This window comes from Streptomyces sp. NPDC048566 (assembly GCF_043199735.1).
In the GTDB taxonomy this organism is placed as follows: Bacteria; Actinomycetota; Actinomycetes; order Streptomycetales; family Streptomycetaceae; genus Streptomyces.
Genome location: NZ_JBICWL010000020.1, coordinates 94799 through 117805, shown reverse-complemented (window position 1 = coordinate 117805; position 23007 = coordinate 94799). Strand labels below are relative to the sequence as shown.

The following is a 23007-nucleotide window of genomic DNA, read 5'->3' as shown; positions in this document are numbered from 1 at the left end:
GACCGTGGTCGCCGTCGCCGCCGAGAAGAACTCCACCCTCGTCCTGCCCTTCCCCGTCGAACTCCTGCGCTTCCTCGAACGCGCCCAGCAGGGCGGCCAGGCACCCGCCCCTCCCGAACGGCAGCCCGAACGGGCCCGCGAGACCCCGCCCCCGCCGGACGGGCGGCAGGGCGCCGGTCCGGACCGGGCGACCCGGCTGCCGGAGGGCCTCGGCGTCCCGGACGCGTTCGGCGGCACGGACGGGCTGGGAATACCGGGCGCCTTCGGGGACCTGGAGGTGCCGGGAGCCCTGCCGGAGTCACGCGAGCCGGAGGCTGCGGCCGGGCACGAGGAACGGGACGACCTGCGCGAGCGGCCCCTCGACTGACCGCAGGCCGCGCCAGTCGCCGGCGAGCGGGCCTCACCCGCCCGGTCCGGCACGGCGGATCTCGGGGCCGTGCGCGCCGGGCACCGCCGAGGGAGCGTGCGCGCGGGGCACCGCCGAGCAAGAAGGACGGCCGAAAGGGGCGCGCGACGGCGGTCCGCGGAGACGTTCCCGGCCGCCACTCCCCTTCCGGCGGCCACGATCCGAGCGTCCCGTCCTCGCGGACCGGGAGCGGCGCCGCGACCGAGTCGCCGACGGGCCGCTCCGGGAGCACCCGGAGCCCTCGAACCCGCGCACCCCGGCCCGGCCGCGATGGGAGGCGTGCCGCAGGGGACCGCTCGCCGACGGCGCCGACCGGGTGACCCCAGCCGGGTGACGTAGTCACTGAATACGGGCGCCACGTCCACACATCGGGCTTTTCATCCGATGTACTTTCTATCGTCATGCGGTGATCACTTCCGTACGGAGCATCGCCCTGACCTGTGCGCTCGGCGCGCTCGGCGCCGCGCTCACCGCGTGCGGCGGACCCGCGGCCCCGCACGCCGCGCGCCGGGCCCCGGCGGCGCCCGCCACCAGCGCCGCGCCCTCGCGGCCCCCGACGCTCGCACCGGGTCCCGCCGGCCTGACCCCCGTCTTCACGAACGGCCCGCGGACCCCGGACAAGACCGTCGCGCTGACGTTCGACGCCGACATGACCGCCGACCAGGGGCCCCGGGCCGCGGCCGGGGAGCACTTCGACAACCCGCCGCTGATCAGGACGCTCCGGGCGTTCAAGGTTCCCGCGACCGTGTTCATGACCGGCAGATGGGCCGACCAGTACCCACGGGAGGCCCGGGACATCGGGCGGGACCCGCAGTTCGAGATCGGCAACCACTCGTACAGCCACTACGCCTTCACCGGCGACTGCTACGGCCTGCCCACCGTGTCCGAGGACGCGATGCGGGCGGACGTGGAGCGGGCGTACACCGCCTTCGAGCGGGCCGGCGTACGGAACGCGATGCCCTACTTCCGCTTCCCCGGCGGCTGCTACGACCAGCGCTCGCTGCGGACGCTCAGCGCGGTCGGCGTCACCGCCGTGCAGTGGGACGTGGTCAGCGGCGACGCCTTCGCGACGGACGCGGACGCCGTGGCACGGCAGGTCCTCGACGGCGTGCGCCCGGGCTCGGTGGTCGTCATGCACTGCACCCGGAGCGCGGCCCCGGTGACCGAGCGCGCCCTGCACACCATCGTGCCCGAACTGCGCAAGCGGGGCTTCCGGTTCGTGAAGGTGTCCCAGCTGATCGGCGCCTCGGCCGGCCGACGCTGAGTGCCCCTCCGCCGGTGTGCCGCGCGGCGCCCGCCGCCTCCGGACCGGACGCGCGGCGGCCGGACGCCGGTGCCGTGGGCCGCCGCCGGCCCGCGGCGGGGCGGACGGCCCGGACCGGGTCCGCCCGGGTCCGGACCCGGTTTTGGCGGGCGACGGTCCGCCGCTTACGGACCGCGCGCCGTGCCGCGGGCCCCACCGCCCGCCCTGCCGCGGACCCCGCCTCCCGCACCGCGGCGGCCCGTGCGCACCGGTAGGGAGCCCGGGCGTCCCGCCCGCTCCGGCCGGGCGGGACGCAAGGCCCCCACGGCACCGCCGCGGGCGGGGCACGGCGCGGGGGCGGATCCCGGCGGCGGGCGCGGGCGGGCGCTCGGGGCCGATCACCGGCCTGGCAGACTGGAGCGGGTGAGCAGCACACCACTCCCCGCCGACGCAGGCCCCTTCCGCACCGAGCCCACCGCACGCGACGAGGCACCGCAGTTCGTGCTGCCGCTGGTCGTGCACATCGAGAAGACCGCGCCCCCGGCCCGCACCGACGCGCTGGAGACCTCGGCGCGGGCCGTGCTGACGATCCTGGCCGACGAACGGTCGGCCGGGGACGGCGCGTGGGCGCAGGCGATGCGGGACTGGCAGGACGCCCGCATCCGCAAGGTGGTCCGCCGGGCGCGCGGCGCCGAGTGGCGGCGGGCCGAGGCGCTGCCCGGCATCACGGTGACCGGCGGGTCGGCCGAGGTGCGGGTCTTCCCGCCGGTTCCGCTGCACGGCTGGCCCAAGGACCTGGCCCGGCTCCAGGTCTCGGGGACCGACCTCGACGATCCGGAGCCGCCGGGAGCGGCCGATCCCGGCGCGCCCGTGCTGTGGCTCAATCCGGGGCTCGCCATGTCGGCCGGCAAGACGATGGCGCAGACCGGTCACGGCGCCCAGCTGACCTGGTGGGAGCTGACGGACGAGGAGAAGCGGGCCTGGCGGGCGGCGGGGTTCCCGCTCTCGGTGCGCACCGCGGACCCGGTCCACTGGAAGGAACTGATGGGGGCCGGCGGCCCGTTGGTGCGGGACGCGGGGTTCACCGAGATCGCGCCCGGGGAGACCGTCGCGGTCGAGGGCGTGCACCGGGCCGGGTCGTCCGGCCCCTGAGGCCGGCCCCACCCGCGCTCCGTACCGGAGGGCCGGCCTCGTCGGCCGGACCGAGCGGCCGTCCCGGCAGCCGGTATCCGCGGCCGCCTCGTGCGACCGGCGCTGCGCGGTCCGCGACGCGTCCGCCGGAGCGCTCCCCTGCGGCGCTCGGACGGGCGGTGCGGGGGCCCGGGCGCGTCAGTCGGCCAGCGCGGAGGCGAGTTCGGTGGTGGCGCGGACGAGCTCGGTGTCCGGTTCGTCGAGCAGGTGCTGGAGGGAACCGCGGCGGGCGCGGACGGCCTGCCGGGCCTCGCGCTCCCAGCCCACGTAGTTCTCTCGGCGGTTGAGCAGTTTGGGGTAGGCCCGGGCGGTGCGCTCCCACTGGCGCGCGTCGGCGATGTCCTTGAGCAACTGGACGATCTGCACCCGGCAGGCGACCTGCGGGAGTTCGAGGAGTTCCCACAGGAAGGGGACGGTGGCGGCGGTGGCCTGCTCGACCACGAATCCGTACTGGCAGATTCGTTCCCGCAAGTCGTGGAGCGCGGCCCGGGCCGTCGTCTCGTCCCCCCAGGCGACGGCGTTCAGCAGGAGCGGGATGGCCTGGGCGGAGCCGCTGGAGTCCTTGATCTCGCCCCACGGCACGCGTGCCAGGTTCTCGAGTGGTGTTGCCATGTCCGCTCCCTCCGAAGGCGTCGGACAGTGTCGGGTGATGCGGGCCGCTCGACGCCCCGGCCCCGGGAACGCCCCGGGGGCGTTCTCTGAAACAACGTCAGTACCTGGCGCTGGAAAGGATGTTGGCGCCGCCGCTAGTATCCACCCCGACAGCGCCTTCGTGCAATTGCACGAGAAATTGCACGGAGGTGGAAGGGAAGGATCAAGCCATGTGAGGCCCGGGAGCATCCGTGGTGCCGGATGGGCCCGCCGTCACATGGTCGAACGCCAGCAAGGAGAGTGCGTGGTGCGATCGGTGCCGAACGGAGTGCGGGCGAGTTCGCTGGCCGCCGACTGGGTCAAGAGCAGCCACAGCAACGCCGAGGGGAACTGCGTCGAGGTGGCCAGTCTGGCCGAGGGAGGTGTGGCGGTGCGCAACTCCCGCGACCCCGAGGGCCCCGCCCTCGTCTACACGCCGGCGGAGGTGGCCGCCTTCCTGGCCGGCGCGAAGGACGGCGAATTCGATCACCTCCTGGGAGGTCCTCACGCATGACGGAATCCCGACGCCGGTCCCGGCGAAGCGGAGGAGGGGTGTCCCACTTCCGCCTTCGCATGCGGCACGGACCGGAGCGGTGCGATAATTTGGGCTGTCTTCTGCCGGTCGACTGGGAGCCAGGATGTCTGTCGAGTCACCCCGCGCCTCCCGCCTCGAACCGTATCTGAGTCGGTCGGAGCCCGCGCCCACTCTGCTGAAGATGCTGGTCGGCGTACAGCTCGCGGGCGCGCGTGAGGACGCGGGCCTGTCCCAGGAACAGGCGGCGCGGGCCCTCGGGTTCAGCCCGGCGAAGCTGTCCCGCATCGAGGCGGGCAAGGGCCGCAAGCCTCCCACGGAGGCGGACGTCCGCTCGCTCCTCTCCCTCTACGGCACCGACGACTACGAAGTGTCCGTGCTGCTCCGGCTGTTGCTGCGGGCCGGCGAGCCGGGATGGTGGCAGCGCTACGACAAGCGGCTCATGCCCGAGTGGTTCGACCGGCTGGTCGGGCTCCAGGAGGCGGCCACCACCATCCGGACCTTCGAGATCCAGTACGTGCCGGGCCTGCTGCAGACCCCGGCCTACACCCGGGCGGTCGTGCAGCGCGGCCTGCCCACCGCCCCGGCCGCCGAGGTCGAGCGGCGGGTGGAACTGCGCATGCGCCGCCGGCAACTGCTGGACCGGGAGGACGCGCCCCATCTGTGGGCGGTCGTCGACGAGTCGGTCCTGCTGCGCGTCCTCGGCAGCCCCGAGGTGATGCGCGAGCAGCTGGAGCACCTGGTCGAGATGGCGTCCCGCCCTCATGTGATCGTGCAGGTCGTCCCGCTCGACGTGACCAACGCGTCGGCGCCGGCCATCCCGGTCACCTATCTGCGCTTCGGCGGTGTCGAACTGCCGGACGTGGTCTACCTGGAGCACATCCGCAGCGCCAACTTCCTGGAGGACCGCGACGAGACGGAGGAGTACCGCGTGGTGCTCGACCGGCTCGCCGACGAGGCGCTCAGCCCACGCGAGTCGCTGGCGCTGCTGCGCGACACGGTGAAGCGCCGCTACAGCCCGGCCCCCTGAGACGGCGGAGACCCGACCGCGCGCCGGGGCCGGCCGTCGGCCGCCGACCTGCGGCTGCCGGAGCGGGCCGGCGGCGCACCCGCCCGCCCGCGCGGGACCGCGGCGCGAACGCCGCGGTCCGTCGGGTCAGCGGATACGGCCGACGCCGCCGAACTCGATCCACTCCTGGGTGAGCTGACGCGCCACCACCTCGCTGTCCGGGCGCCAGGTGGACACCTCCACGAGACCGGGCTCCAGGATCTCCATCCCGTCGAAGAAGGTCGCCACGTCCTTCTCCTGGCGGACCCGGCCCCAGTGGCCCTGGGTCGCGGTGTCCATGAAGTCGGTGACGAACGTGCGGACCTCGGGGTCCTCGCTGACGAGCTGGCACATCACCATGCAACTGCCGGGGACGAGCCGCGCGGAGACCCGCTCGATCACCGCGAGCGGGCCGTCCGTGTCACTGTCCGGGATGCAGTGGAACACCGAGTTGAACAGCACGGCGACCGGCTGCGAGAAGTCGATCAGGCGACGGGTGTCGGGGTGCGCGAAAATCTGGTCGGTCTCGCGCAGGTCCGCGTGGATGACGGCGGTGCGGTCGTTCTGGTCCAGCAGGGCCCGGCCGTGCACGAGGACCATGGGATCGCTGTCCACGTAGACGACGCGGGACGTCTCGTCGATCTGCTGGGCGACCTGGTGCACGTTGTTCTGCGTGGGCAGGCCCGATCCGTGATCCAGGAACTGCCGGATGCCGTGCTCCCGGGCGAGCGTCCTCACCACGCGCTGGAGGAAGCGCCGGTTGTTCAGCGCCAGCGCCCGCGTGCTCGGTACGACCTTGTCCAGCTCCTCGCACGCCGCGCGGTCCGCGGCGTAGTTGTCCTTGCCGCCGAGATAGTGGTCGTACATGCGTGCGGCCGTGGGCACGGTGGCGTCGATCGCCGTGGACAGCTGCTGGTCCGGCTGCATCATTCCCCCAGATCGGTGCCGCGCCACGGGACTGGCCCGACGGTCGACATAGTAGAGAGGCCGACGTCGGGGTGACCAGTGCCCGGCGCCGACGGCGCCGCGCGGGGCCCTCCCCCGGCCCGGCCCCCAGCATCCCGCACAACGGACGGGCTTGTCCCGGCAGTCGGCGAGATTCCGGCACCCGGACCGGCCGAACCGTCCGCGGGCGGGCCGCGGACCACGAGACGCCGGCCGGGCCGCGTACCACGGGACGCCGGCCGGGCCGCGTACCACGGGACGCCGGCCGGGCCGCGGAACCTCAAATCTTCCTCTGAACGCACCCCGCACCGGGTTGGGCGCCCGCCGTCGGGGCCATGACACCGGCACACCGGGGGGACGGGCGTCGTGAGGAGACGGCACACGGGCAGGCCGGGCGGGCACCACGACCGAGGAGGGGACATGCAGCAGCCGAGGCGGCTGGGGACGGGAATCGGATGGCGGCCGGAGATCGCCGCGGCCGTGGAGCGCATGCCGGGCATCGACTGGGTCGAGGCCGTGGCGGAGAACGTGTGCCCCGGTCACGTACCGGAGGCGCTGCTGCGGCTGCGGGAGCGCGGTGTCACCGTCGTCCCGCACGGGGTGTCGCTGGGTCTCGGCGGCGCCGACCGTCCCGAGGAGTCCCGGCTCACCGCGCTCGCCGAGCGGGCGGAGGCGCTCGGATCACCGCTCGTCACGGAGCACATCGCGTTCGTCCGGGCGGGCGGACCGCTCACCGCCTCGCCCCTCCTGGAGGCCGGGCACCTGCTGCCGGTACCGCGGACCCGGGACGCCCTGGACGTGCTGTGCGCGAACGTGCGCGCCGCGCAGGCCGCGCTGCCGGTACCCCTGGCGGTGGAGAACATCGCCGCGCTGATCTCCTGGCCCGGGGAGGAGATGACGGAGGGGCAGTTCCTCTACGAGCTGGCCGACCGCACCGGTGTCCGGCTGCTCGTCGACGTCGCCAACCTGCACACCAACCACGTGAACCGGGGCGAGGACCCGGCCAGCGCCCTCGACGAACTCCCCGTCGAGGCCATCGCCTACGTCCATGTCGCCGGAGGCTTCGAACGCGACGGCGTCTGGCACGACAGCCACGCCCACCCTGTCCCGCGGCCCGTGCTCGACATCCTCGCCGACCTCGCCTCGCGGGTGGCGCCGCCCGGCGTCCTCCTGGAACGCGACGACAACTTCCCCGAACCCGCCGACCTGGAGCGGGAACTGTCCGCGATCCGGCGGACGGTGACCGGAGCCCGGGCGCGGGTCACGGCCGGAGCCGGCAAGCGGACCGGCGCACCGGCCCGCACCGGGTCCGCCGCGATGTCCGGGCACCGCGGCGGGGGTCGTGCGGAGCCGTCCGAGAAGCGGCCCGGCGCCACCGGGCCGGCGGCCGGGCACGCCGCGACCGCCCCGGCCACCCTCGCGGCCGGGGCCGAGGAGGCGCCCGGGGCCGAGGAGGCGGCCCGCCAGCGGCTGGCGCTCGCGCAGGCGGCCCTGCTGTCGGCGCTGGTGGCGGGAACGCCCGCACCCGAGGGCTTCGACCGGGTCCGGCTCGGGGTGCAGGCACGGGCGCTCGCCGCCAAGCGGGCGGACGTGGTCGCCAAGGTCGCTCCCGAGCTGCCGGAGATCCTCGCGGAGGTGTACCGGCCCGCCTTCCTGGCGTACGCCCAGGGGCACCCGATGACCGGCGGTTACCGGCGCGACGCCCTGGACTTCGCCGAGCACCTGCTGCTGGCCGGGCTGCCCGAGAGCAGCGAGACGCGCCGGCTGCGCACCTGGTGGCTGGAGCGTTCGGGCCCGGCCCCGCTGTCCCGGCACCCCGCGGCCCGGCTCGCCCGCGCCACCCGCCGGATGCTGCTGCGCCGCTGACGGCACGGGCCGCGCGAGCCCGGGCCCGCGCGGCGGCGGGTGGCGCGGGCCGCCCGCCCGGCGCAGCGCGGGACACGGCGCCCCGGACGCCGCCTTTCGGCGACCCTTCCGAGTGCCGCGTGCCCGGCCTCCGCGCCTGGTGGCTCTCCTCCCGCCCGCTCGCTGCGGGAACGGCCGGTCCGCGGAGTGTGCCCGGAGTAACACCGCCGCCCCGGCGGGCGGGAACCGTGTCCGCTTCCTGCCGTTCCGGCACGGTGCGACGTCGGTGCGAACCCCGGCAAACGGTGCCTTCCGCCCGCCGCGCGACCGTGGATTCCCGGACCGCCTCCGGCGTGGCGGGCGCAGTAGCATGCCACCCCGCACGCGGTGCATCGGCGTGCGGGGCGCAACAGGAGGCACCATGCGATCCATCAACCGCTCCGGATCGGCCAGAGGAACCGGGCTCATCATCACGGCCCTCGTGGCGACCCTCGCCGCCCTGGCGTTCCCGGTCTGGTCGTACGCGGACCGCTCCGGCACCGGCCTGGACACCCTGAACGCGGAGACCGTGGCGACGCGGTACGGCCCCCTGTCGGCCCAGGACCGGGACTTCGTCACGCGGGTCCGGCTGGCCGGGCTCTGGGAACTGCCCGCGGGCCAGCAGGCCGAGGAACGCGGCACCACCCGGGCCGTCCGGGCGGCCGGCGAGCACCTCGTCGAGGGGCACACCTTCCTCGACGCCCGGGTCCGCAGCGTCGCCGCGCGCCTCGGCCTGGAACTGCCCAACCAGCCGAACGCCCAGCAGCGCGGCTGGCTCGCCACCCTCGACGCGGCCCACGGGACCGAGTACGACCGGGACTTCGCCAACCTCCTGCGCAGGGCGCACGGCACGGTCTTCGCCCTCGTCGCCGAGGTCCGCGCGAACACCCGCAACGCGCTGGTCCGGGATCTCGCCGACGACGCCAACACCACCGTCCTCGACCACATCAAGGTGCTGGAGGCCACCGGCTACGTCGACTTCGACGCACTGGCCGAGGACGCCGCGACGGCGAGTCCGCCACCGCTCACCAACGCGCCCGCACCGCCCGGTCCGACCGAGGCCCCGCGCTCGCCGGTGCCCGTGACCCCGTCCTCGGGCTACCCGCTCCCGCCGCCCGCGACCCGCCCCAAGCCGTCGGCGACGTCGTGAGGACCCCGGCCGAGCGGAACGTCACGGACCGGCAACACTCCGTCCACGGAGTGGACAAGGCATGGCGCGCGCCGCGGCCTTCGCATAGAAACACGCCATGCTCTGGGTCCTTCTCCTGCTCCCGGCCTGGGCCGCGGCGGGCATATCGTGCACGCGGCTCTGCCTGGCCGCCGTGCGCGCCGCGACCGTCGACGCGGACGCGGTACGCCGGCACGACCTGACGCTGTACGAGGCGGCGTTCCTGTCGGGCGGCCCGGCCCGGGTCGCGGACCTGACGCTCGTGTCGATGGCCCGGCAGCGGCGGCTGCTGCTCGCGCACACCGGCTGGGCGACGGTCGTGGACCCGCGCGGGCGCGACGAGATGGAGCGCTCGGTGCTCGGGGCGATAGGCCCGGAGGGGCAGTCGCGGATCGCGCCGGTGCGGGCGGCCGCCGCCGCCGCGGACTGCGTGCACCGGCTCGCGGAGCGGCTGGTCGCCGCGGGGCTCGCCGTCCCCGCCGGGGCCCGCACCACCGTGGCGGGCGCCGTGCGCCAGGTCCAGGCGGCCGCGGCCGCGGTGCTCGCGCTCGCCGTCGCGGCCCTGCTGCTGCCGGCCGGAGCCGCCGGCAACGGCGTACCGGTGGCGGCCTGGTTCTCGCTGCCGCTCGTGCTGACCCTGAGCTGCCTCGCGATCGCCCGCATCGAGGTCCACCCGTACACCCGGTGGGCCTCGCCCGCCGGGCAGCGGCTGCTCGGCACCCTCGCGCGGCACGCCGGCACCACCGACGACGACCGCGTCTACCTCACCTCGGTCGCCGTCCGCGGGCTGCGCGCCGTCGGCGAACCGGACGTCCGGGCGGCGCTGGCCCACCGGGACCGCTGAGAGCGCGCCCACCTCCCCGGAGCGAAGCCTGCCCCCGGGGGGCCCGCGGCCCGTGCCGGATTCCGGCCGGGGAGGCGAGGGCCCGCGCAGGGGGCCGAAAGGCGCCCGCGGGGGCGCATCGGGGTCATTGACGCCGACACCGGCGGCCGGTGCTTTACTTCGCCGGCGGCCGAACGAAGCATCCTTGGCGTCGCTGCCGTGCGCCGAAGGGATTCGCGATGAGAGCTGCCGTCCTCCGCGGAACAGCGGGGTCCCTGCTGGCGACCGCCCTCGTCGCCGCACCGGCCGGCGCCGCCCCCGGCTCCGGCGGGAGCGGTCCCGGCCCGGCCGAGGCCCGCGGCACCGCGGTCGCCGCTCGGCTCGCCGCGACCGCCGGCATCCGCTTCGGCACCTGCCCCGAGGTGGAGGGGCTGCCGGACAACGTGCGGTGCGGCACCGTGACCGTGCCGCTCGACTACGCCCGCCCCGACGGCCGCAAGATCCGGCTGACCGTCAGCCGCGTCCGGGCCACCGGCACGGACCCGCGGAGCCCCAAGCGCGCGGTGGCCCGCCAGGGGGCCCTCGTGTACAACCCGGGCGGCCCCGGCGCGTCCGGCATGTACTTCCCGCTGATCGGGTTCCTCCCCGAGTGGAAGGCGATCGGCGCCGCCTACGACCTCGTCGGCTACGCGCCGCGCGGCGTCGGCCGCTCCGCGCCGCTGTCCTGCCGGGACCCCGAGCACCTGCCGAAGGGACCCACGGTGTCCCCGGCGTTCCCCTCCGAGTCGTACAAGCAGGAGCGGATCGCGCAGGCGAAGGCGTACGCCCGCGGCTGCGCGACCCGCTCCGGCGACGGCCTGCGCCACTACACGTCGCTCGACAACGCCCGCGACCTGGAGGTGCTGCGCGCCGCACTCGGCGAGCGCGGGCTCACCTTCATGGGGGCCTCCTACGGCACGTACGTCGGCGCGCTGTACGCGACGCTGTTCCCCTCCCACGTGCGGCGGATGGTGTTCGACTCCGCCGTCGACCCGGACCCGCGCCGCGTCTGGTACCGCAACAACCTCGACCAGTCGGCGGCGTTCGAGCGCCGCTGGTGGGACTTCCGTGCCTGGATGGCGCGGCACGACGACGTCTACGGTCTCGGCGGCACGCCGCAGCAGGTGCTGCGCTCCTACGAGAGGGCGCGGGCGCGGCTGGCCGCGGCGCCGGCGGGCGGCACGGTGGGACCGGCGCAGCTCCAGGGGGCGTTCCTGGAGGCCGGGTACTACGACGACTACTGGCCGCACAGCGCGCTGGCCCTGTCGGCCTACCTGAAGGGGGACCCGGAGCCGCTGGTGGAGATCGCCGGCCCGCATCCGGAGGCGGCGGCCGAACAGGAGAACACCCGCGCCGTCTACACGGCCGTGGAGTGCAACGACGCGCCCTGGCCGACCGACTGGCGCACCTGGGACCGCGACAACACCCGGCTCGCCCGGGTGGCGCCGTTCGAGACCTGGGACAACGCGTGGACGAACCTGCCGTGCGCGTACTGGCCGGTGCCGCGGCGGCAGCCGCTCGACGTGAGGGCCCGGCCCGGAGCGCTGCCGCCGACGCTGGTGCTGGCCGCCGAACGGGACGCGGCGACCCCGTACGCGGGGGCGCGGGAACTGCACCGCCGGCTCCCCGGGTCGGTGCTGGTGACCGAGCACGACGCCGGCACGCACGGGATCGGCGGCGGGCCCAACGCCTGCGTCAACGGCCATCTGGACGCCTACCTGCTGGAGGGGCGGCTGCCCGCCCGCGACGCCGGCTGCGCCCCGCGCGGGGAGCCGGTCCCCGAGAAGCCCTGACGGGGCCGGACACGACGGCGGCGGGAGCCCTTGCGCAAGGGCTCCCGCCGCCGTGTCACGTCCGGCGGGTCACCGCCCGGGGGCGGCGGGGCCGCTCAGGCGAGACCGGCCACCAGGTCGGCGACGTCCTTGCGGCGGCCCGTGTAGAACGGGACCTCCTCGCGCACGTGCATCCGGGCCTCGGAGGCGCGCAGGTGACGCATCAGGTCGACGATGCGGTACAGCTCGTCGGCCTCGAAGGCGAGGATCCACTCGTAGTCGCCGAGGGAGAACGAGGCGACCGTGTTGGCGCGCACGTCGGGGTAGCCGCGGGCCATCTTGCCGTGGTCGGCGAGCATCCGGCGGCGGTCCTCGTCGGCCAGCAGGTACCAGTCGTAGCTGCGCACGAAGGGGTACACGCTCACGTAGTCGCGGGGCGTCTCGTCGGCGAGGAACGCCGGGATGTGCGAGCGGTTGAACTCGGCGGGCCGGTGCAGCGCCATGTTCGACCAGACCGGGTCCAGGGCGCGGCCGAGGCGGGTGCGCCGGAACAGGTTGTACGCCTCCTGGAGCCGGTCGCTGGTCTCGGCGTGCCACCAGATCATGACGTCGGCGTCGGCCCGCAGCCCCGACACGTCGTAGGTGCCGCGGACGGTGACGTCCTTCGCGGCCAGTTGGTCGAACAGCTCCTGGACCTCGTCGGCGTAGCCGGAGCGGTCCTCGGGCAGCACGTCCTTCAGCCGGAAGACGGACCACAGGGTGTAGCGGATGACCTCGTTCAGGTCCTTGGCCAGCTTGCCCTTGTTCGGGACCCTGCCGGACTCGGTGGTGGGGGCGTCGTCGCTCATGGGGCTATTCTCCCGCTCCGCCGTGCAGGCTCTGCACCGGGTCGGCCGCCATCGCGTCGAGGCCGCCCCGGTCGCCGCCGAGTCCGTCCACCGCGGCGTTCGCGGAGGCGATGCAGGCCGGGATGCCGACGCCGTCGTAGGCCGCGCCGCAGACGGCCAGACCGGGCAGCCTGCCGACGTGCTCGCGGACGCGGGCCACGCGCGCGTGGTGGCCGACGGGGTACTGGGGCAGTCCGTCGTCCCAGCGGGTGACCCGGGCGGCCACCGGTTCGGCGTCGAGGCCGGTGGCGGCCCGCAGGTCGTGCCGGGACACCCGGACGAGGTCGGCGTCGGGACGGCCGAGGACCTCCGTCTCGCCGTACCGCCCGACGGAGGTGCGCAGCACCGTGAGGTCCGGGTTCTCCCCGGCGATCCAGGCCCACTTGCGGGAGGCGAACGTCGCGGCCTTGATGGTGTGCCCGTCGACCGGCGGGACGAGGAAGCCGCTGCCGTCGGGCAGTGCGGCGTCGGTGCCGCGGTAGGCGAGGGTCACGAGGGCCATCGAGGCGTACTCGACCCGGGCCAGCTCGGCCGCCGCGGCGGGGGCCTCGGCGCGCAGCAGGGCGGCGGCGGCCGGGGCGGGAACGGCGAGGACGACCGCGTCGGCGGCCAGCACCCGGCCGCCGGCGACGATCCGCCAGCGGGGCCCCGGCCCGTCGCCGGTGGCGGGGCCGCCGGGCGCGGCTGCCTCCGCGCCGGTCCTGCGCAGCTCGGTCACCGGCGTCCCGGTGAGGATCTCGCCGCCGCGTGCGGTGACGGACGCGGCGACGGCGAGCGGGAGCCGGCCCACGCCGCCCTCGATGCCCGTGAACACCGGACCGGTGTGCTGCGCGGCGGCGGCCTTGGCCTGGATCTCGCGGACCGCCGCGGTGAGCGAGGTGTGGGTGCGGGCGGCGGCGTACAGCTGAGGGACGGCGAGGCGCAGCGAGATCCGGTAGGCGTCGCCCGCGTACACCCCGCCGAGGAGGGGTTCGACGAGGCGGTCGACGACCTCCCGGCCGAGGCGGGCCGCCACGTAACGGCCCACGGCGATGTCGTCGCCGATCTCGGTGCGGGGCAGGTCGGCGTCCTGCTCGACACGGCGCAGGCCGGCCTCGGACAGGACGCCCGCGAGGGCGCCCGCGCTGCCGGGGACGCCCATGACGTGCCCCTTGGGCATGGGCCGCAGCGTCCCCCGGTTCCACAGGTACGCCGAGGCGGTGGCGGGCGGCTGGAGGCGGTCGCCGAGGCCGGTCTCGCGGGCCAGGGCCACGGCCTCGGGGCGGCGCGCCAGCAGCGACTCGGCGCCGAGGTCCACCCGCGCGCCCGCGATCTCACCGGTGAGCAGCTTGCCGCCGAGCCGGTCGGACGCCTCCAGCACCGTGACGCGCAGACCGCGCCCCAGCAGACGGTGGGCGGCGGCCAGTCCGGCGATGCCGCCCCCGACCACCACGACGTGCCCCCGACCCGTGTGAACGTCCTCTTCGCGCATGTCCCCACCTTCTCAGACCCCGCCGGCGCGACCGCCGGGCAGCCCGGTGTCCGGCGCGCGACCGGACCGTGACCGCATCGGGACCGGCGCGGGCCGACGTTCCGCGCCGGCCGGGCGTCGAAGGAGCGTCAGTCCGTCACCGTCCCGGGGGTAGGCCATGCGCACACCGACATCAGCCCGTCCGTCGTCCTCCGCGCCGCCGGGACGGCCCCCGCGCCGGCCCGGCCCGCCGCGCCCCCGCCGTGCGCCGCGGGTCCTGGCCGGGGCACTCCTCGTCACCGCGCTCGCGCTGACGGGGTGCGGGGCCGGCTCCGGCTCCTCACAGGGCGACGGCAAGGCGGCGGCCGAGGGCGGGGCCGCCGACACGCGGCGGGCGGGCCCGGGGGCCAGCGGCGCCGGCACGGCCGCCCGCGCGGCCACCGGCGCGCCCGCGCCGTCCGCGACCGCCGTCGTCCGCACCGCCTCCCTGACGGTCCGGGTCGAGGACGTTCCGCGCGCCCTGGACGACGCCCGGTCCGCCGCCGAGGGCGCCGGGGGCTACGTCGGCGACGAGACGACCACGCGCGACGACGAGGGCCGCGAGCGCACCCGGGTCGTCCTGCGGGTGCCGGCCGAGCGGTACGCCCGGGTGCTCGCCGACCTGGAGGGCGCCGGACGGGTCCTGGAGCGCAGGGCCGAGGCACGGGACGTCACCGACCAGGTGGTGGACGTGCGGAGCCGCATCGCCTCGCAGCGCGCGAGCGTGACCCGGGTCCGCGCGCTGATGGACAAGGCGGCCAAGCTCGGCGACGTGGTCACCCTGGAGGGGGAGTTGAGCCGCCGCGAGGCGGACCTGGAGGCGCTGCTCGCCCGGGAGGCCGCGCTGAAGGACCGGACGAGCATGGCCACGATCACGCTGTCGCTGTCCCGGACCGCGGCGCCCGCCCCGCAGGAGGGAGACGGCCCGGGCTTCGCGGACGCGCTCTCGGGCGGCTGGAGGGTGCTGGTCACCCTGGTCCGCTGGCTGGCGCTGGCGATCGGGGCGGTCCTGCCGTTCGCGGCGGTCGCCGTGCCGATCGCAGCGGTGTGGAGGTTCGTGGTGCGGTCCCGGCTGCGCCCCCGGTCCGCCGCGGGACCCGTGCCGGCCCCGTCGGCCCCGGCGCCCCCGGCGGCCGGCGACAGGGCCGGGGACGGTGCCGACCGAAGCTGAAACGCCGGGCCCCCGTAGCGTGTTCGCATGAGCATGAGCGCAGCGAGCGGCAAGGGCGGGGCCCGGGAGCGACTGGTCGTCATCGGCGGTGACGCGGCGGGCATGTCCGCCGCGTCCCAGGCGCGCCGGCTGCGCGGGCCGGACGCGCTGGAGATCGTCGCCTTCGAGCGGGGCGCCTTCACGTCGTACTCGGCGTGCGGCATCCCGTACTGGGTGGGCGGCGACGTCCCGTCCCGCGACCGGCTGGTGGCGCGCACCCCCGAGGAGCACCGGGAGCGCGACATCGACCTGCGGATGCGGACGGAGGTCACGGAGATCGACGTCGCGGGCGGCCGGGTGCGGTCGCGGGAGCTGGACACCGGGACCGAGGCGTGGACGGCGTACGACAAGCTGGTGGTCGCCACCGGTGCGCGGCCGGTGCGGCCCGACCTGCCGGGGATCGACGCGCGGGGTGTGCACGGGGTGCAGACCCTGGACGACGGCCAAGCCCTGCTGGACACCCTGGACAGCACGCGGGGCCGGCGGGCCGTGGTCGTCGGGGCGGGCTACATCGGCGTGGAGATGGCCGAGGCGCTCGTCAACCGCGGGTACGGGGTGACGGTCGTCAACCGCGGCAAGGAGCCGATGTCCACGCTCGACCCGGACATGGGCCGCCTGGTGCACACGGCGATGGAGGGCCTCGGCATCACGATGGTGGACGACGCCGAGGTCACCGAGGTGCTCACCGACGGCGGCCGGGGCCGCGCGGTCGCCACCGAGGACGCCGAGTACCCGGCGGACGTGGTGGTCCTCGGCATCGGGGTGCGCCCGGAGACGGCGCTCGCGCGGGCGGCGGGGCTGCCGGTGGGCGATCACGGCGGCCTGCTCACGGACCTGGCGATGCGGGTGCGCGGGCACGAGAACATCTGGGCGGGCGGCGACTGCGTCGAGGTGCTGGACCTGGTCTCCGGCCGCGAGCGGCACATCGCGCTGGGCACGCACGCGAACAAGCACGGCCAGGTCATCGGCACCAACGTGGGCGGCGGTTACGCCACGTTCCCGGGGGTCGTCGGCACGGCGGTCAGCAAGGTGTGCGATCTGGAGATCGCCCGCACCGGCCTGCGCGAGAAGGACGCGCACCGCGCGGGCCTGCGGTTCGAGGCCGTCACCGTGGAGTCGACGAGCCGTGCGGGCTACTACCCGGGCGCGGAGCCGATGACGGTGAAGATGCTGGCGGAGCGGCGCACCGGGCGGCTGCTCGGCGTGCAGATCGTGGGCCGGGAGGGCGCGGCGAAGCGGGTGGACGTCGCGGCGGTGGCGCTGACGGCGGGCATGACGGTGGAGGCGATGACGGCCCTCGACCTCGGCTACGCGCCGCCGTTCTCCCCGGTCTGGGACCCCGTTCTGGTGGCGGCCCGCAAGGCGACGGCGAAGGTGCGGGCGGGCGCCTCCTAGTGCCGTGACGAGCCGGTGGCCCCTTCCGGTCAGGGCACTGGCAGCGTGCCCCGCGGGTCCGGGTGGCCCACCGGAGGGTGCTCGCGCCGTGCGGGGGCCGCGGACCGGGGGCGGAGGGCCGCCGCACGGGCCGCGGGCGCGCACGGCGGCGGACGGTGCGACGGCCGCCCGTTCCGCGGGGAGCGGCCGGACGGCGCCCGGCTCACCGGTCTTCGCCCGGGTGCCCGGCGGTCCCGCGGCCGGCGCTCAGGCCGACTCGTGGCCCGCCGCTCCGTTGATGCGGTCGATCGCCTGGCGGGCCTGCTCCCCCGGCGGGCGGCCCGGCAGCGACGAGACGGAGGCGGGTGCGGTGACCGCGGGGGGCGTCTGGGCGGGCTTGGCGTGCGCGGCCGGCCGGGCGGACCGCAGCCGGTGGCTGACGGCCTCGTCCAGGGTCACCGGTCGTTGCATGCGGGCCGCGAGACGCCCCGCCTCCTGGCCGAGCGCCGCGACGTCCTCCCAGGGGAGGTGCACCACGAGGGCGATCTCCGCCTCGCCGTCGGGCAGTGCGTGCAGGGGAGGGGTAACTCCGTCGTTCATCGCCTGTGTCCTCACGTCGTCACGTCGTCGCGTCGAACCCACGCCGGAACGACCGTCACGGCGGGGGCGGTTGAGGACAGATACGGCTCGTGGGGCCGGTGTGTTCAGCGGCGCGCCGATCGGGCTGCGGCCGGACCGCCCCGGCCGGGGGCGCCGGCGGCACGCGGATTCGCCGCCCGCATCGCGGGCAGTACTTCCTCGTGGTCATTCCCGTCCATGACGTGAACCCGGTGCGGCGCACGCCCTATGTGACGTACGCGCTCATCGCCGCCAACGTCATCGTGTTCCTGTACACACCCGGTCTGGCCGGATCGGTGGCGGGCGACAGCGCGCTGTCGCAGCTGTGCCATCTGCACGCCTTCCTGGACCAGTACGCCGCCGTGCCGCAGGAGCTGATCCACCATCGGGTGCCGGCGCTCGTGCCGACCGGTGACGTCGGGGCGGGACCGCACGGCGCGGGCTGCGTGCTGGGCCCGCGGGACTACGACAAGTCGCCGCCGCTGTCGGTGCTCACCGCGATGTTCCTGCACGGCAGTTGGCTGCACCTGCTGGGCAACATGCTGTTCCTGCTGATCTTCGGCAACAACATCGAGGACCGCCTCGGCCACGTCCGGTTCACGCTGTTCTACGTCGCGTGCGGCTTCGCGGCGGCCTACGGGTTCGCGCTGGTCAACGAGGACTCGGGGGATCCGCTCATCGGCGCCTCGGGGGCGATCGCGGGCGTCCTCGGCGCCTACCTGGTGCTGTACCCGAGGGCCCGGGTGTGGGTGCTGGTGCCGTTCCTGGTGTTCCTGCCGCTCCGGCTGCCCGCCTGGATCGTGCTGGGCTTCTGGTTCGTTCTCCAGGCGGCCTACTCGTCCGGCGCGGCGGTTCCGGACGCGGGGACCGTCGCGTATCCGGCGCACGTCGTCGGATTCCTCGCCGGCATGCTGCTGGCGTGGCCGCTGCGCCCGGGCACCCCGCCGCCGCCCGAGCCGCGCCGGCTGCTGTTCGGCCGGCAGGCCCGGCACGGCTGGTGAGCCGCCCGGGCCCCGTTGCGGCGCCCCGCGGGCGCGGGTCTCAGCGCGCCGTGCTGGTGTGCACGTACTCCACGAGGCGGGTCAGGGCGTCGGGGTCCATCGAGGGCAGGACGCCGTGGCCGAGGTTGAAGACGTGGCCCTCCAGACCGGCGGCCGCGTCGAGCACCTCGCGCGTCTTGGCCTCGACGGCCTCGGTCGGCGCGAACAGCACGGCCGGGTCGAGGTTGCCCTGGAGCGCCTTGCCGGGGCCGACCCGCCGGGCGGCCTCGTCCAGCGGGACCCGCCAGTCGACGCCGACGACGTCGGCGCCGGCCTCGCCCATCAGTCCGAGCAGTTCGCCGGTGCCGACGCCGAAGTGGATGCGCGGGACGCCGTACCCGGCGACCGCGTCGAAGACCTTCGACGACGCGGGGAGGATCGAGCGGCGGTAGTCGGCGGGGGCCAGCGCGCCCACCCAGGAGTCGAACAGCTGGACGGCGCTCGCGCCCGCCTCGATCTGCACCTTCAGGAACGCGGAGGTGATCTCGGCGAGCCGGTCGAGCAGGTCGGCCCACAGCTGCGGGTCGCCGTACATGAGCGCCTTGGTGTGCTCGTGGTTCTTCGACGGTCCGCCCTCGACGAGGTAGCTCGCGAGGGTGAAGGGGGCGCCCGCGAAGCCGATCAGGGGGGTCTCGCCGAGTTCGGCGGTCAGGAGCCGGATCGCCTCCGTGACGTACCAGACGTCGTCGGGGGTGAGGTCGCGGAGCTGGGCCAGGTCGGCGCGGGAGCGGATCGGGTTCTGCACGACGGGCCCGACGCCCGGCTTGATGTCGAGGTCGACACCGATGGCCTTCAGCGGCACGACGATGTCGCTGAAGTAGATCGCCGCGTCCACGCCGTGCCGCCGGACGGGCTGGAGCGTGATCTCGGCCACCAGCTCCGGCCGCATGCACGACTCCAGCATGGGGATGCCCTCGCGCACCTTCAGGTACTCGGGCAGCGAGCGCCCGGCCTGCCGCATGAACCACACGGGCGTGTGCGGCACGGGCTCGCGCCTGCACGCCTTGAGGAAGGCGGACTCGTACGTCGCTGTCGGCTGCTGCCCGGCGGGGCTGTGGTTGGCGCTCACGACGGAAAGTCTCCCACGGCCGGCGGGCCTGCCCGTCCCGGGCTCCGGGGCCGCGGGCGGCCGGCGGGATCGGGCCCCGCCGCGGCGGGGCGGGGCCCGGTCGCGCCTCGGGCCGGCGCTCCCGCCGGGCGCACGGCGAGAGGCGCGGGAGCGTCCGGGCGCCGGCTCGGCCCGGCGGGCGGCCTGCCCGGAAAGCGGTGTTCGCGCGGCGCGATCCGGACAGGGGTCCCACGCACGGGTGTCTCTCCCTGCACGCGGGCTCCGTTCCCCTTAACCTTCCCCGCATGGCTGCGGCTCAGGGACGACTGTCGGACGGCGCTGGCGGGATGGACGACGCGAAGGAGGAGGACAGGAATGCGGCGGAGACGGCCCCGTTGGCCTTCCGGGCGGCCGTCGACGCCCTGAGGGCCGCACGGCTGCGGCCGGACATCGAGATCGACCCGACGCGAGCACCGCAGCGGCTGGCCCCCCACGCCTACGCGCTGGAGGCCGCCGTCGTCGCCGACGACGAGGATCTGGCCGACGGGCGCCTGGTCCTGCTGCACGACCCGGCCGGGCACGACGCCTGGCAGGGCTCCTTCCGGCTGGTGACGCTGGTCCGCGCGGAGCTGGAACCGGAGATGGCCGCGGACCCGCTGCTCCCCGAGGTGTGCTGGTCGTGGCTGACGGGCGCGCTCACGGCCCGCGGGCTGTCGTACGGGGAGCCCAGCGGCACCGTCACGCGGGCGAGTTCCCACTACTTCGGCGGACTGGCGGAGCGCCCGGCCGCCTCGCAGATCGAGATCCGGGCGTCCTGGACCCCGCGGGAGGGCCTGGGCGGCGTGCCGGACACGGCCGCGCACCTCGCCGCGTGGTGCGACCTGCTGTGCCAGATCGCCGGGCTCCCGCCACTGCCGCCCGGCGACGCCTCGGTGGTGACCCTGCCGCAGCGCCGGGGCCCGCAGTCCCGCTGATCCTTCCCCCGGACCTCCCTTACAGGGCGCGCGTCGACGACGCGCGCCTTTCCCATGTCCCGACGCGGCCTCCCGTGCAACCGGTGCGGCGCCGCGCGTCCGGCACGGCCCGGCCTTCCCGGCGCACGCGGAGCCGGGACCGCGCGGAGGGCGCTCCCGCGGCTCCCCGCCCGTTCCCCCGCGGACGGGTTTTACCGCCGCCGGTCACCGCCTTGCCGGTTTCTTTGTCGATACGGCCACTTTCGGCCGCGTATCGACGACGAGCGACTCGGTTCGATCTTCGGGTGATCGATCGCGCGTCCGAATTGCACGGATTGTTACTCATCACTTCGTGATCATTCTCTAAAGGTCCACAGGTTTGATGCCGAAGACGTCTGTGACCTTGAAAGCACGGTTCGTCCTGGCTCGCCCCCCAGAGCCGGTCCCCGTCCCCGCCCCCCAGGAGGCCTGGTGTCCGTTCTCCTCGAGCAGCCCGCAAGCCTGGTCGCCTACCGCCCGAACAAGCCGACCGCCATGGTGGTCGTGGCCGACCCCCGGGTCCGCTCCACCGTCACCCGCCATCTGTGGGCGCTCGGAGTGCGCGACGTCATCGAGGCGTCGTCCGTCGCGGAGGCCCGTCCGCGCATCGGCAACCCGCGCGACATCTGCGTCGCCGATGTGCACCTGCCGGATGGTTCCGGCCTCACCCTTCTGTCCGAAACCCGAGCCGCGGGCTGGCCCAACGGCCTCGCCCTCTCCGCCGCCGACGACATCGGCGCCGTGCGCAACGCCCTCGCGGGCGGCGTCAAGGGCTACGTCGTCACCGGCACCCGCACCAACGTCGGGCTCCCCACCCGGCCCGGCGCCGCGCCCATCGGCTCGGCCGCCGCCCGCATGCACCGCCGCCCCCCGGGTGCCCCGAGCCACCCGGGCGGCTACCGCGAACTGTCCGGCCGCGAGGTCGAGGTCCTGCGCCTGGTCGCGGAAGGCCAGTCCAACAAGGCCATCGGCGTCTCCATGGGCCTGTCCGCCCTGACCGTCAAGAGCCACCTCGCCCGCATCGCCCGCAAGCTCGGCACGGGCGACCGCGCCGGGATGGTCGCGGTCGCGCTGCGGACCGGCATCATCCACTGACCCCTCCCCCGACCCGCTCCCCCGCCCCTCCGGCCCCGCCGGACCTCCTCCCCCGATCGTGAACCGGATCTTTCAGCGAGCTGACTGGTTTACGACCCCCAGACGCCCGTCGCCGGAACGTTCCGTCGACGGGCGTTGTCCATCCACCGATACTCTTGACAGGTGACCGACGCCCAAGAGACCGCAGCAGACAGTTCACTGCGCACCACCGGAGGCGGCCCTCCGGACGACGTCGAACCGGCGCCGATCCCCTTGCTGGAGCCCCGCGAGGGCATCCCGGCCGTGATCGCCGACGACACGGCGCTCGCCGAGGTGATCGCCGCGTTCGCGGGGGGCACCGGCCCGGTCGCCGTCGACGCCGAACGCGCGTCCGGTTACCGGTACGGTCAGCGCGCCTACCTGGTGCAGCTGCGCCGCGAGGGCGCGGGCAGCGCCCTGATCGACCCCGTCGCCTGCCCCGACCTGTCGGGCCTCGGCGCGGCGATCTCCGGCGCCGAGTGGGTGCTGCACGCCGCCACCCAGGACCTGCCCTGCCTCCGCGAGATAGGCATGATCCCCACCGGCCTCTTCGACACCGAGCTGGCCGGACGCCTCGCCGGGTTCCCGCGCGTGGGCCTGGGCGCGATGGTCGAGAGCGTCCTCGGCTTCGTCCTGGAGAAGGGGCACTCGGCGGTGGACTGGTCCACCCGCCCGCTGCCGGAACCCTGGCTGCGCTACGCGGCGCTGGACGTGGAACTCCTCGTCGACCTGCGCGACGCCCTGGAGAAGGAACTGGACCGGCAGGGCAAGCTGGACTGGGCCCGCCAGGAGTTCCACGCGATCGCCTCCGCCCCGCCCGCCCCGCCGCGCAAGGACCCCTGGCGCCGCACGTCCGGGATGCACAAGGTCCGCCGCCGCCGGCAGATGGCCGTCGTCCGCGAGCTGTGGGAGACCCGGGACCGGGTCGCGCAGCGCCGCGACGTCTCACCGGGCAAGGTGCTCGGCGACGCCGCCATCGTGGAGGCGGCGCTCGCGCTGCCCGCCACCGTGCAGGCGCTGTCCGCCCTGAACGGCTTCGGGCACCGGATGGGCCGGCGGCAGCTGGACCAGTGGCAGGCCGCGGTCGACCGCGCCCGGGAGCTGCCCGACGCCGAGCTGCCGCAGCCGGGCCAGCCCGTGACGGGGCCGCCGCCGCCGCGGGCGTGGGCCGACAAGGACCCGGCCGCCGCGGCCCGGCTGTCCGCCGCGCGGTCGGCCGTGTCGGCGCTCGCCGAGCAGCTGAACATGCCGCAGGAGAACCTGATCACCCCGGACACCGTGCGCCGGGTCTGCTGGGAGCCGCCCGCCGTGCCGGACGCCGAGTCGGTGGGCACGGCCCTCGCCGGACACGGCGCCCGCCGCTGGCAGGTGGAGCTGGTCACCCCCGTGCTGGTGACCGCGCTGGCGGCGAAGGCCGCCTGAGGGCTGTCCCGTCGTCCCCGGCGGGCGCACGACGACGGCCACGGCACCGCGCCGCGTTGTCGGACCGCCCGCATACACCCGGTACGAGGACGGTCCTGCGCCGCTGCACCGCGGCCGACGCCGCGCGCCGACC

Annotated in this window: 20 protein-coding genes and 1 pseudogene; 15 read left to right on the top strand and 6 right to left on the bottom strand. The window is 75.5% G+C overall.

Annotated elements, in window-relative coordinates:
* The 3 genes and pseudogenes from ACGFS9_RS25480 to ACGFS9_RS25470 all read left to right on the top strand — a co-directional run.
* A pseudogene (locus ACGFS9_RS25480) lies at positions 1 to 367 on the top strand (slipin family protein); the annotation flags it as partial.
* Positions 368 to 812: 445 nt separating this feature from the next.
* Complete coding sequence (locus ACGFS9_RS25475) at positions 813 to 1670, top strand: polysaccharide deacetylase family protein (RefSeq protein WP_393256455.1); 858 nt, start codon at positions 813 to 815, stop codon at positions 1668 to 1670.
* 402 nt (positions 1671 to 2072) lie between these two features.
* Positions 2073 to 2801 (top strand): peptidyl-tRNA hydrolase, encoded by a 729-nt coding sequence (locus ACGFS9_RS25470; RefSeq protein ID WP_393256453.1) that lies wholly within the window; start codon positions 2073 to 2075, stop codon positions 2799 to 2801.
* 177 nt (positions 2802 to 2978) lie between these two features.
* Here ACGFS9_RS25470 and ACGFS9_RS25465 read toward each other — a convergent pair whose 3' ends face one another.
* Entirely contained in the window at positions 2979 to 3452 is a 474-nt protein-coding gene (locus ACGFS9_RS25465; protein ID WP_393256451.1) for a hypothetical protein, read from the bottom strand.
* Between the two features lie 286 nt (positions 3453 to 3738).
* Here ACGFS9_RS25465 and ACGFS9_RS25460 point away from each other — a divergent pair, with 286 nt between their 5' ends.
* Positions 3739 to 3984: a DUF397 domain-containing protein gene (locus ACGFS9_RS25460; protein ID WP_393256464.1), complete on the top strand. Its 246-nt coding sequence runs from the start codon at positions 3739 to 3741 to the stop codon at positions 3982 to 3984.
* Positions 3985 to 4108: 124 nt separating this feature from the next.
* Positions 4109 to 5032, top strand: coding sequence for a helix-turn-helix domain-containing protein (locus ACGFS9_RS25455; protein ID WP_393256450.1), 924 nt, complete (start codon positions 4109 to 4111; stop codon positions 5030 to 5032).
* A gap of 126 nt (positions 5033 to 5158) precedes the next feature.
* On the opposite strand, the gene ACGFS9_RS25450 is transcribed toward ACGFS9_RS25455, so the two are convergent.
* Positions 5159 to 5977, bottom strand: a complete 819-nt coding sequence (locus ACGFS9_RS25450; RefSeq protein ID WP_393256462.1) for an SAM-dependent methyltransferase — start codon at positions 5975 to 5977, stop codon at positions 5159 to 5161.
* A gap of 438 nt (positions 5978 to 6415) precedes the next feature.
* Between ACGFS9_RS25450 and ACGFS9_RS25445 the strand changes: the two genes are divergently transcribed.
* The 4 genes from ACGFS9_RS25445 (at position 6416) to ACGFS9_RS25430 (ending at position 11702) form a co-directional block, all read left to right on the top strand.
* A complete protein-coding gene (locus ACGFS9_RS25445; protein ID WP_393256449.1) occupies positions 6416 to 7861 on the top strand; it encodes a DUF692 domain-containing protein in 1446 nt (481 codons plus the stop codon).
* A 400-nt stretch (positions 7862 to 8261) separates the two neighbouring features.
* Positions 8262 to 9029, top strand: a complete 768-nt coding sequence (locus tag ACGFS9_RS25440; RefSeq protein WP_393256448.1) for a DUF4142 domain-containing protein — start codon at positions 8262 to 8264, stop codon at positions 9027 to 9029.
* A 97-nt stretch (positions 9030 to 9126) separates the two neighbouring features.
* Positions 9127 to 9891: a TIGR04222 domain-containing membrane protein gene (locus ACGFS9_RS25435; RefSeq protein WP_393256446.1), complete on the top strand. Its 765-nt coding sequence runs from the start codon at positions 9127 to 9129 to the stop codon at positions 9889 to 9891.
* Positions 9892 to 10109: 218 nt separating this feature from the next.
* Positions 10110 to 11702 carry an alpha/beta hydrolase gene (locus tag ACGFS9_RS25430; RefSeq protein WP_393256445.1) on the top strand — a complete coding sequence of 531 codons (1593 nt, stop codon included), beginning with the start codon at positions 10110 to 10112 and terminating at the stop codon, positions 11700 to 11702.
* Positions 11703 to 11797: 95 nt separating this feature from the next.
* Here ACGFS9_RS25430 and hemQ read toward each other — a convergent pair whose 3' ends face one another.
* A complete protein-coding gene (hemQ, locus tag ACGFS9_RS25425; protein WP_393256444.1) occupies positions 11798 to 12529 on the bottom strand; it encodes a hydrogen peroxide-dependent heme synthase in 732 nt (243 codons plus the stop codon).
* A gap of 4 nt (positions 12530 to 12533) precedes the next feature.
* Positions 12534 to 14039 (bottom strand): protoporphyrinogen oxidase, encoded by a 1506-nt coding sequence (gene hemG, locus ACGFS9_RS25420; protein WP_393256442.1) that lies wholly within the window; start codon positions 14037 to 14039, stop codon positions 12534 to 12536.
* A gap of 157 nt (positions 14040 to 14196) precedes the next feature.
* On the opposite strand from hemG, the gene ACGFS9_RS25415 reads away from it, so the two are divergent.
* Together ACGFS9_RS25415 and ACGFS9_RS25410 are read left to right on the top strand one after the other, a co-directional pair.
* Positions 14197 to 15228 (top strand): DUF4349 domain-containing protein, encoded by a 1032-nt coding sequence (locus ACGFS9_RS25415; protein WP_393256441.1) that lies wholly within the window; start codon positions 14197 to 14199, stop codon positions 15226 to 15228.
* A gap of 27 nt (positions 15229 to 15255) precedes the next feature.
* A complete protein-coding gene (locus tag ACGFS9_RS25410; RefSeq protein WP_393256440.1) occupies positions 15256 to 16662 on the top strand; it encodes an FAD-dependent oxidoreductase in 1407 nt (468 codons plus the stop codon).
* A gap of 246 nt (positions 16663 to 16908) precedes the next feature.
* Here the strand turns inward: ACGFS9_RS25410 and ACGFS9_RS25405 are convergent, their stop codons facing one another.
* Positions 16909 to 17241, bottom strand: coding sequence for a hypothetical protein (locus ACGFS9_RS25405; protein ID WP_393256438.1), 333 nt, complete (start codon positions 17239 to 17241; stop codon positions 16909 to 16911).
* 200 nt (positions 17242 to 17441) lie between these two features.
* Here ACGFS9_RS25405 and ACGFS9_RS25400 point away from each other — a divergent pair, with 200 nt between their 5' ends.
* Positions 17442 to 18260, top strand: a complete 819-nt coding sequence (locus tag ACGFS9_RS25400; protein WP_393256437.1) for a rhomboid family intramembrane serine protease — start codon at positions 17442 to 17444, stop codon at positions 18258 to 18260.
* Positions 18261 to 18300: 40 nt separating this feature from the next.
* On the opposite strand, the gene hemE is transcribed toward ACGFS9_RS25400, so the two are convergent.
* The gene (hemE, locus tag ACGFS9_RS25395) at positions 18301 to 19368 is read right to left on the bottom strand and encodes a uroporphyrinogen decarboxylase (protein WP_393256436.1); all 1068 of its coding nucleotides are present in this window, start codon (positions 19366 to 19368) and stop codon (positions 18301 to 18303) included.
* Between the two features lie 284 nt (positions 19369 to 19652).
* Here hemE and ACGFS9_RS25390 point away from each other — a divergent pair, with 284 nt between their 5' ends.
* The 3 genes from ACGFS9_RS25390 to ACGFS9_RS25380 all read left to right on the top strand — a co-directional run bounded on the left by ACGFS9_RS25390 (position 19653) and on the right by ACGFS9_RS25380 (position 22874).
* Positions 19653 to 20321: a DUF3000 domain-containing protein gene (locus ACGFS9_RS25390; protein ID WP_393256435.1), complete on the top strand. Its 669-nt coding sequence runs from the start codon at positions 19653 to 19655 to the stop codon at positions 20319 to 20321.
* Positions 20322 to 20771: 450 nt separating this feature from the next.
* Positions 20772 to 21434 (top strand): response regulator transcription factor, encoded by a 663-nt coding sequence (locus ACGFS9_RS25385; protein WP_019073943.1) that lies wholly within the window; start codon positions 20772 to 20774, stop codon positions 21432 to 21434.
* Between the two features lie 162 nt (positions 21435 to 21596).
* On the top strand, positions 21597 to 22874 hold the full coding sequence (locus ACGFS9_RS25380; protein WP_393256434.1) for a ribonuclease D: 1278 nt from the start codon (positions 21597 to 21599) through the stop codon (positions 22872 to 22874).
* The last annotated feature ends 133 nt before the right edge of the window (positions 22875 to 23007 follow it).

Coding starts and splice junctions, on each gene's coding strand:
- ACGFS9_RS25435 (WP_393256446.1), top strand. CDS start 9,127: ATGCTCTGGGTCCTTCTCCTGCTCCCGGCCTGGGCCGCGGCGGGCATA.
- ACGFS9_RS25445 (WP_393256449.1), top strand. CDS start 6,416: ATGCAGCAGCCGAGGCGGCTGGGGACGGGAATCGGATGGCGGCCGGAG.
- ACGFS9_RS25450 (WP_393256462.1), bottom strand. CDS start 5,977: ATGCAGCCGGACCAGCAGCTGTCCACGGCGATCGACGCCACCGTGCCC.
- ACGFS9_RS25465 (WP_393256451.1), bottom strand. CDS start 3,452: ATGGCAACACCACTCGAGAACCTGGCACGCGTGCCGTGGGGCGAGATC.
- ACGFS9_RS25415 (WP_393256441.1), top strand. CDS start 14,197: ATGCGCACACCGACATCAGCCCGTCCGTCGTCCTCCGCGCCGCCGGGA.
- ACGFS9_RS25440 (WP_393256448.1), top strand. CDS start 8,262: ATGCGATCCATCAACCGCTCCGGATCGGCCAGAGGAACCGGGCTCATC.
- ACGFS9_RS25455 (WP_393256450.1), top strand. CDS start 4,109: ATGTCTGTCGAGTCACCCCGCGCCTCCCGCCTCGAACCGTATCTGAGT.
- ACGFS9_RS25430 (WP_393256445.1), top strand. CDS start 10,110: ATGAGAGCTGCCGTCCTCCGCGGAACAGCGGGGTCCCTGCTGGCGACC.
- hemG (WP_393256442.1), bottom strand. CDS start 14,039: ATGCGCGAAGAGGACGTTCACACGGGTCGGGGGCACGTCGTGGTGGTC.
- ACGFS9_RS25410 (WP_393256440.1), top strand. CDS start 15,256: ATGAGCATGAGCGCAGCGAGCGGCAAGGGCGGGGCCCGGGAGCGACTG.
- ACGFS9_RS25390 (WP_393256435.1), top strand. CDS start 19,653: ATGGCTGCGGCTCAGGGACGACTGTCGGACGGCGCTGGCGGGATGGAC.
- hemQ (WP_393256444.1), bottom strand. CDS start 12,529: ATGAGCGACGACGCCCCCACCACCGAGTCCGGCAGGGTCCCGAACAAG.
- ACGFS9_RS25405 (WP_393256438.1), bottom strand. CDS start 17,241: ATGAACGACGGAGTTACCCCTCCCCTGCACGCACTGCCCGACGGCGAG.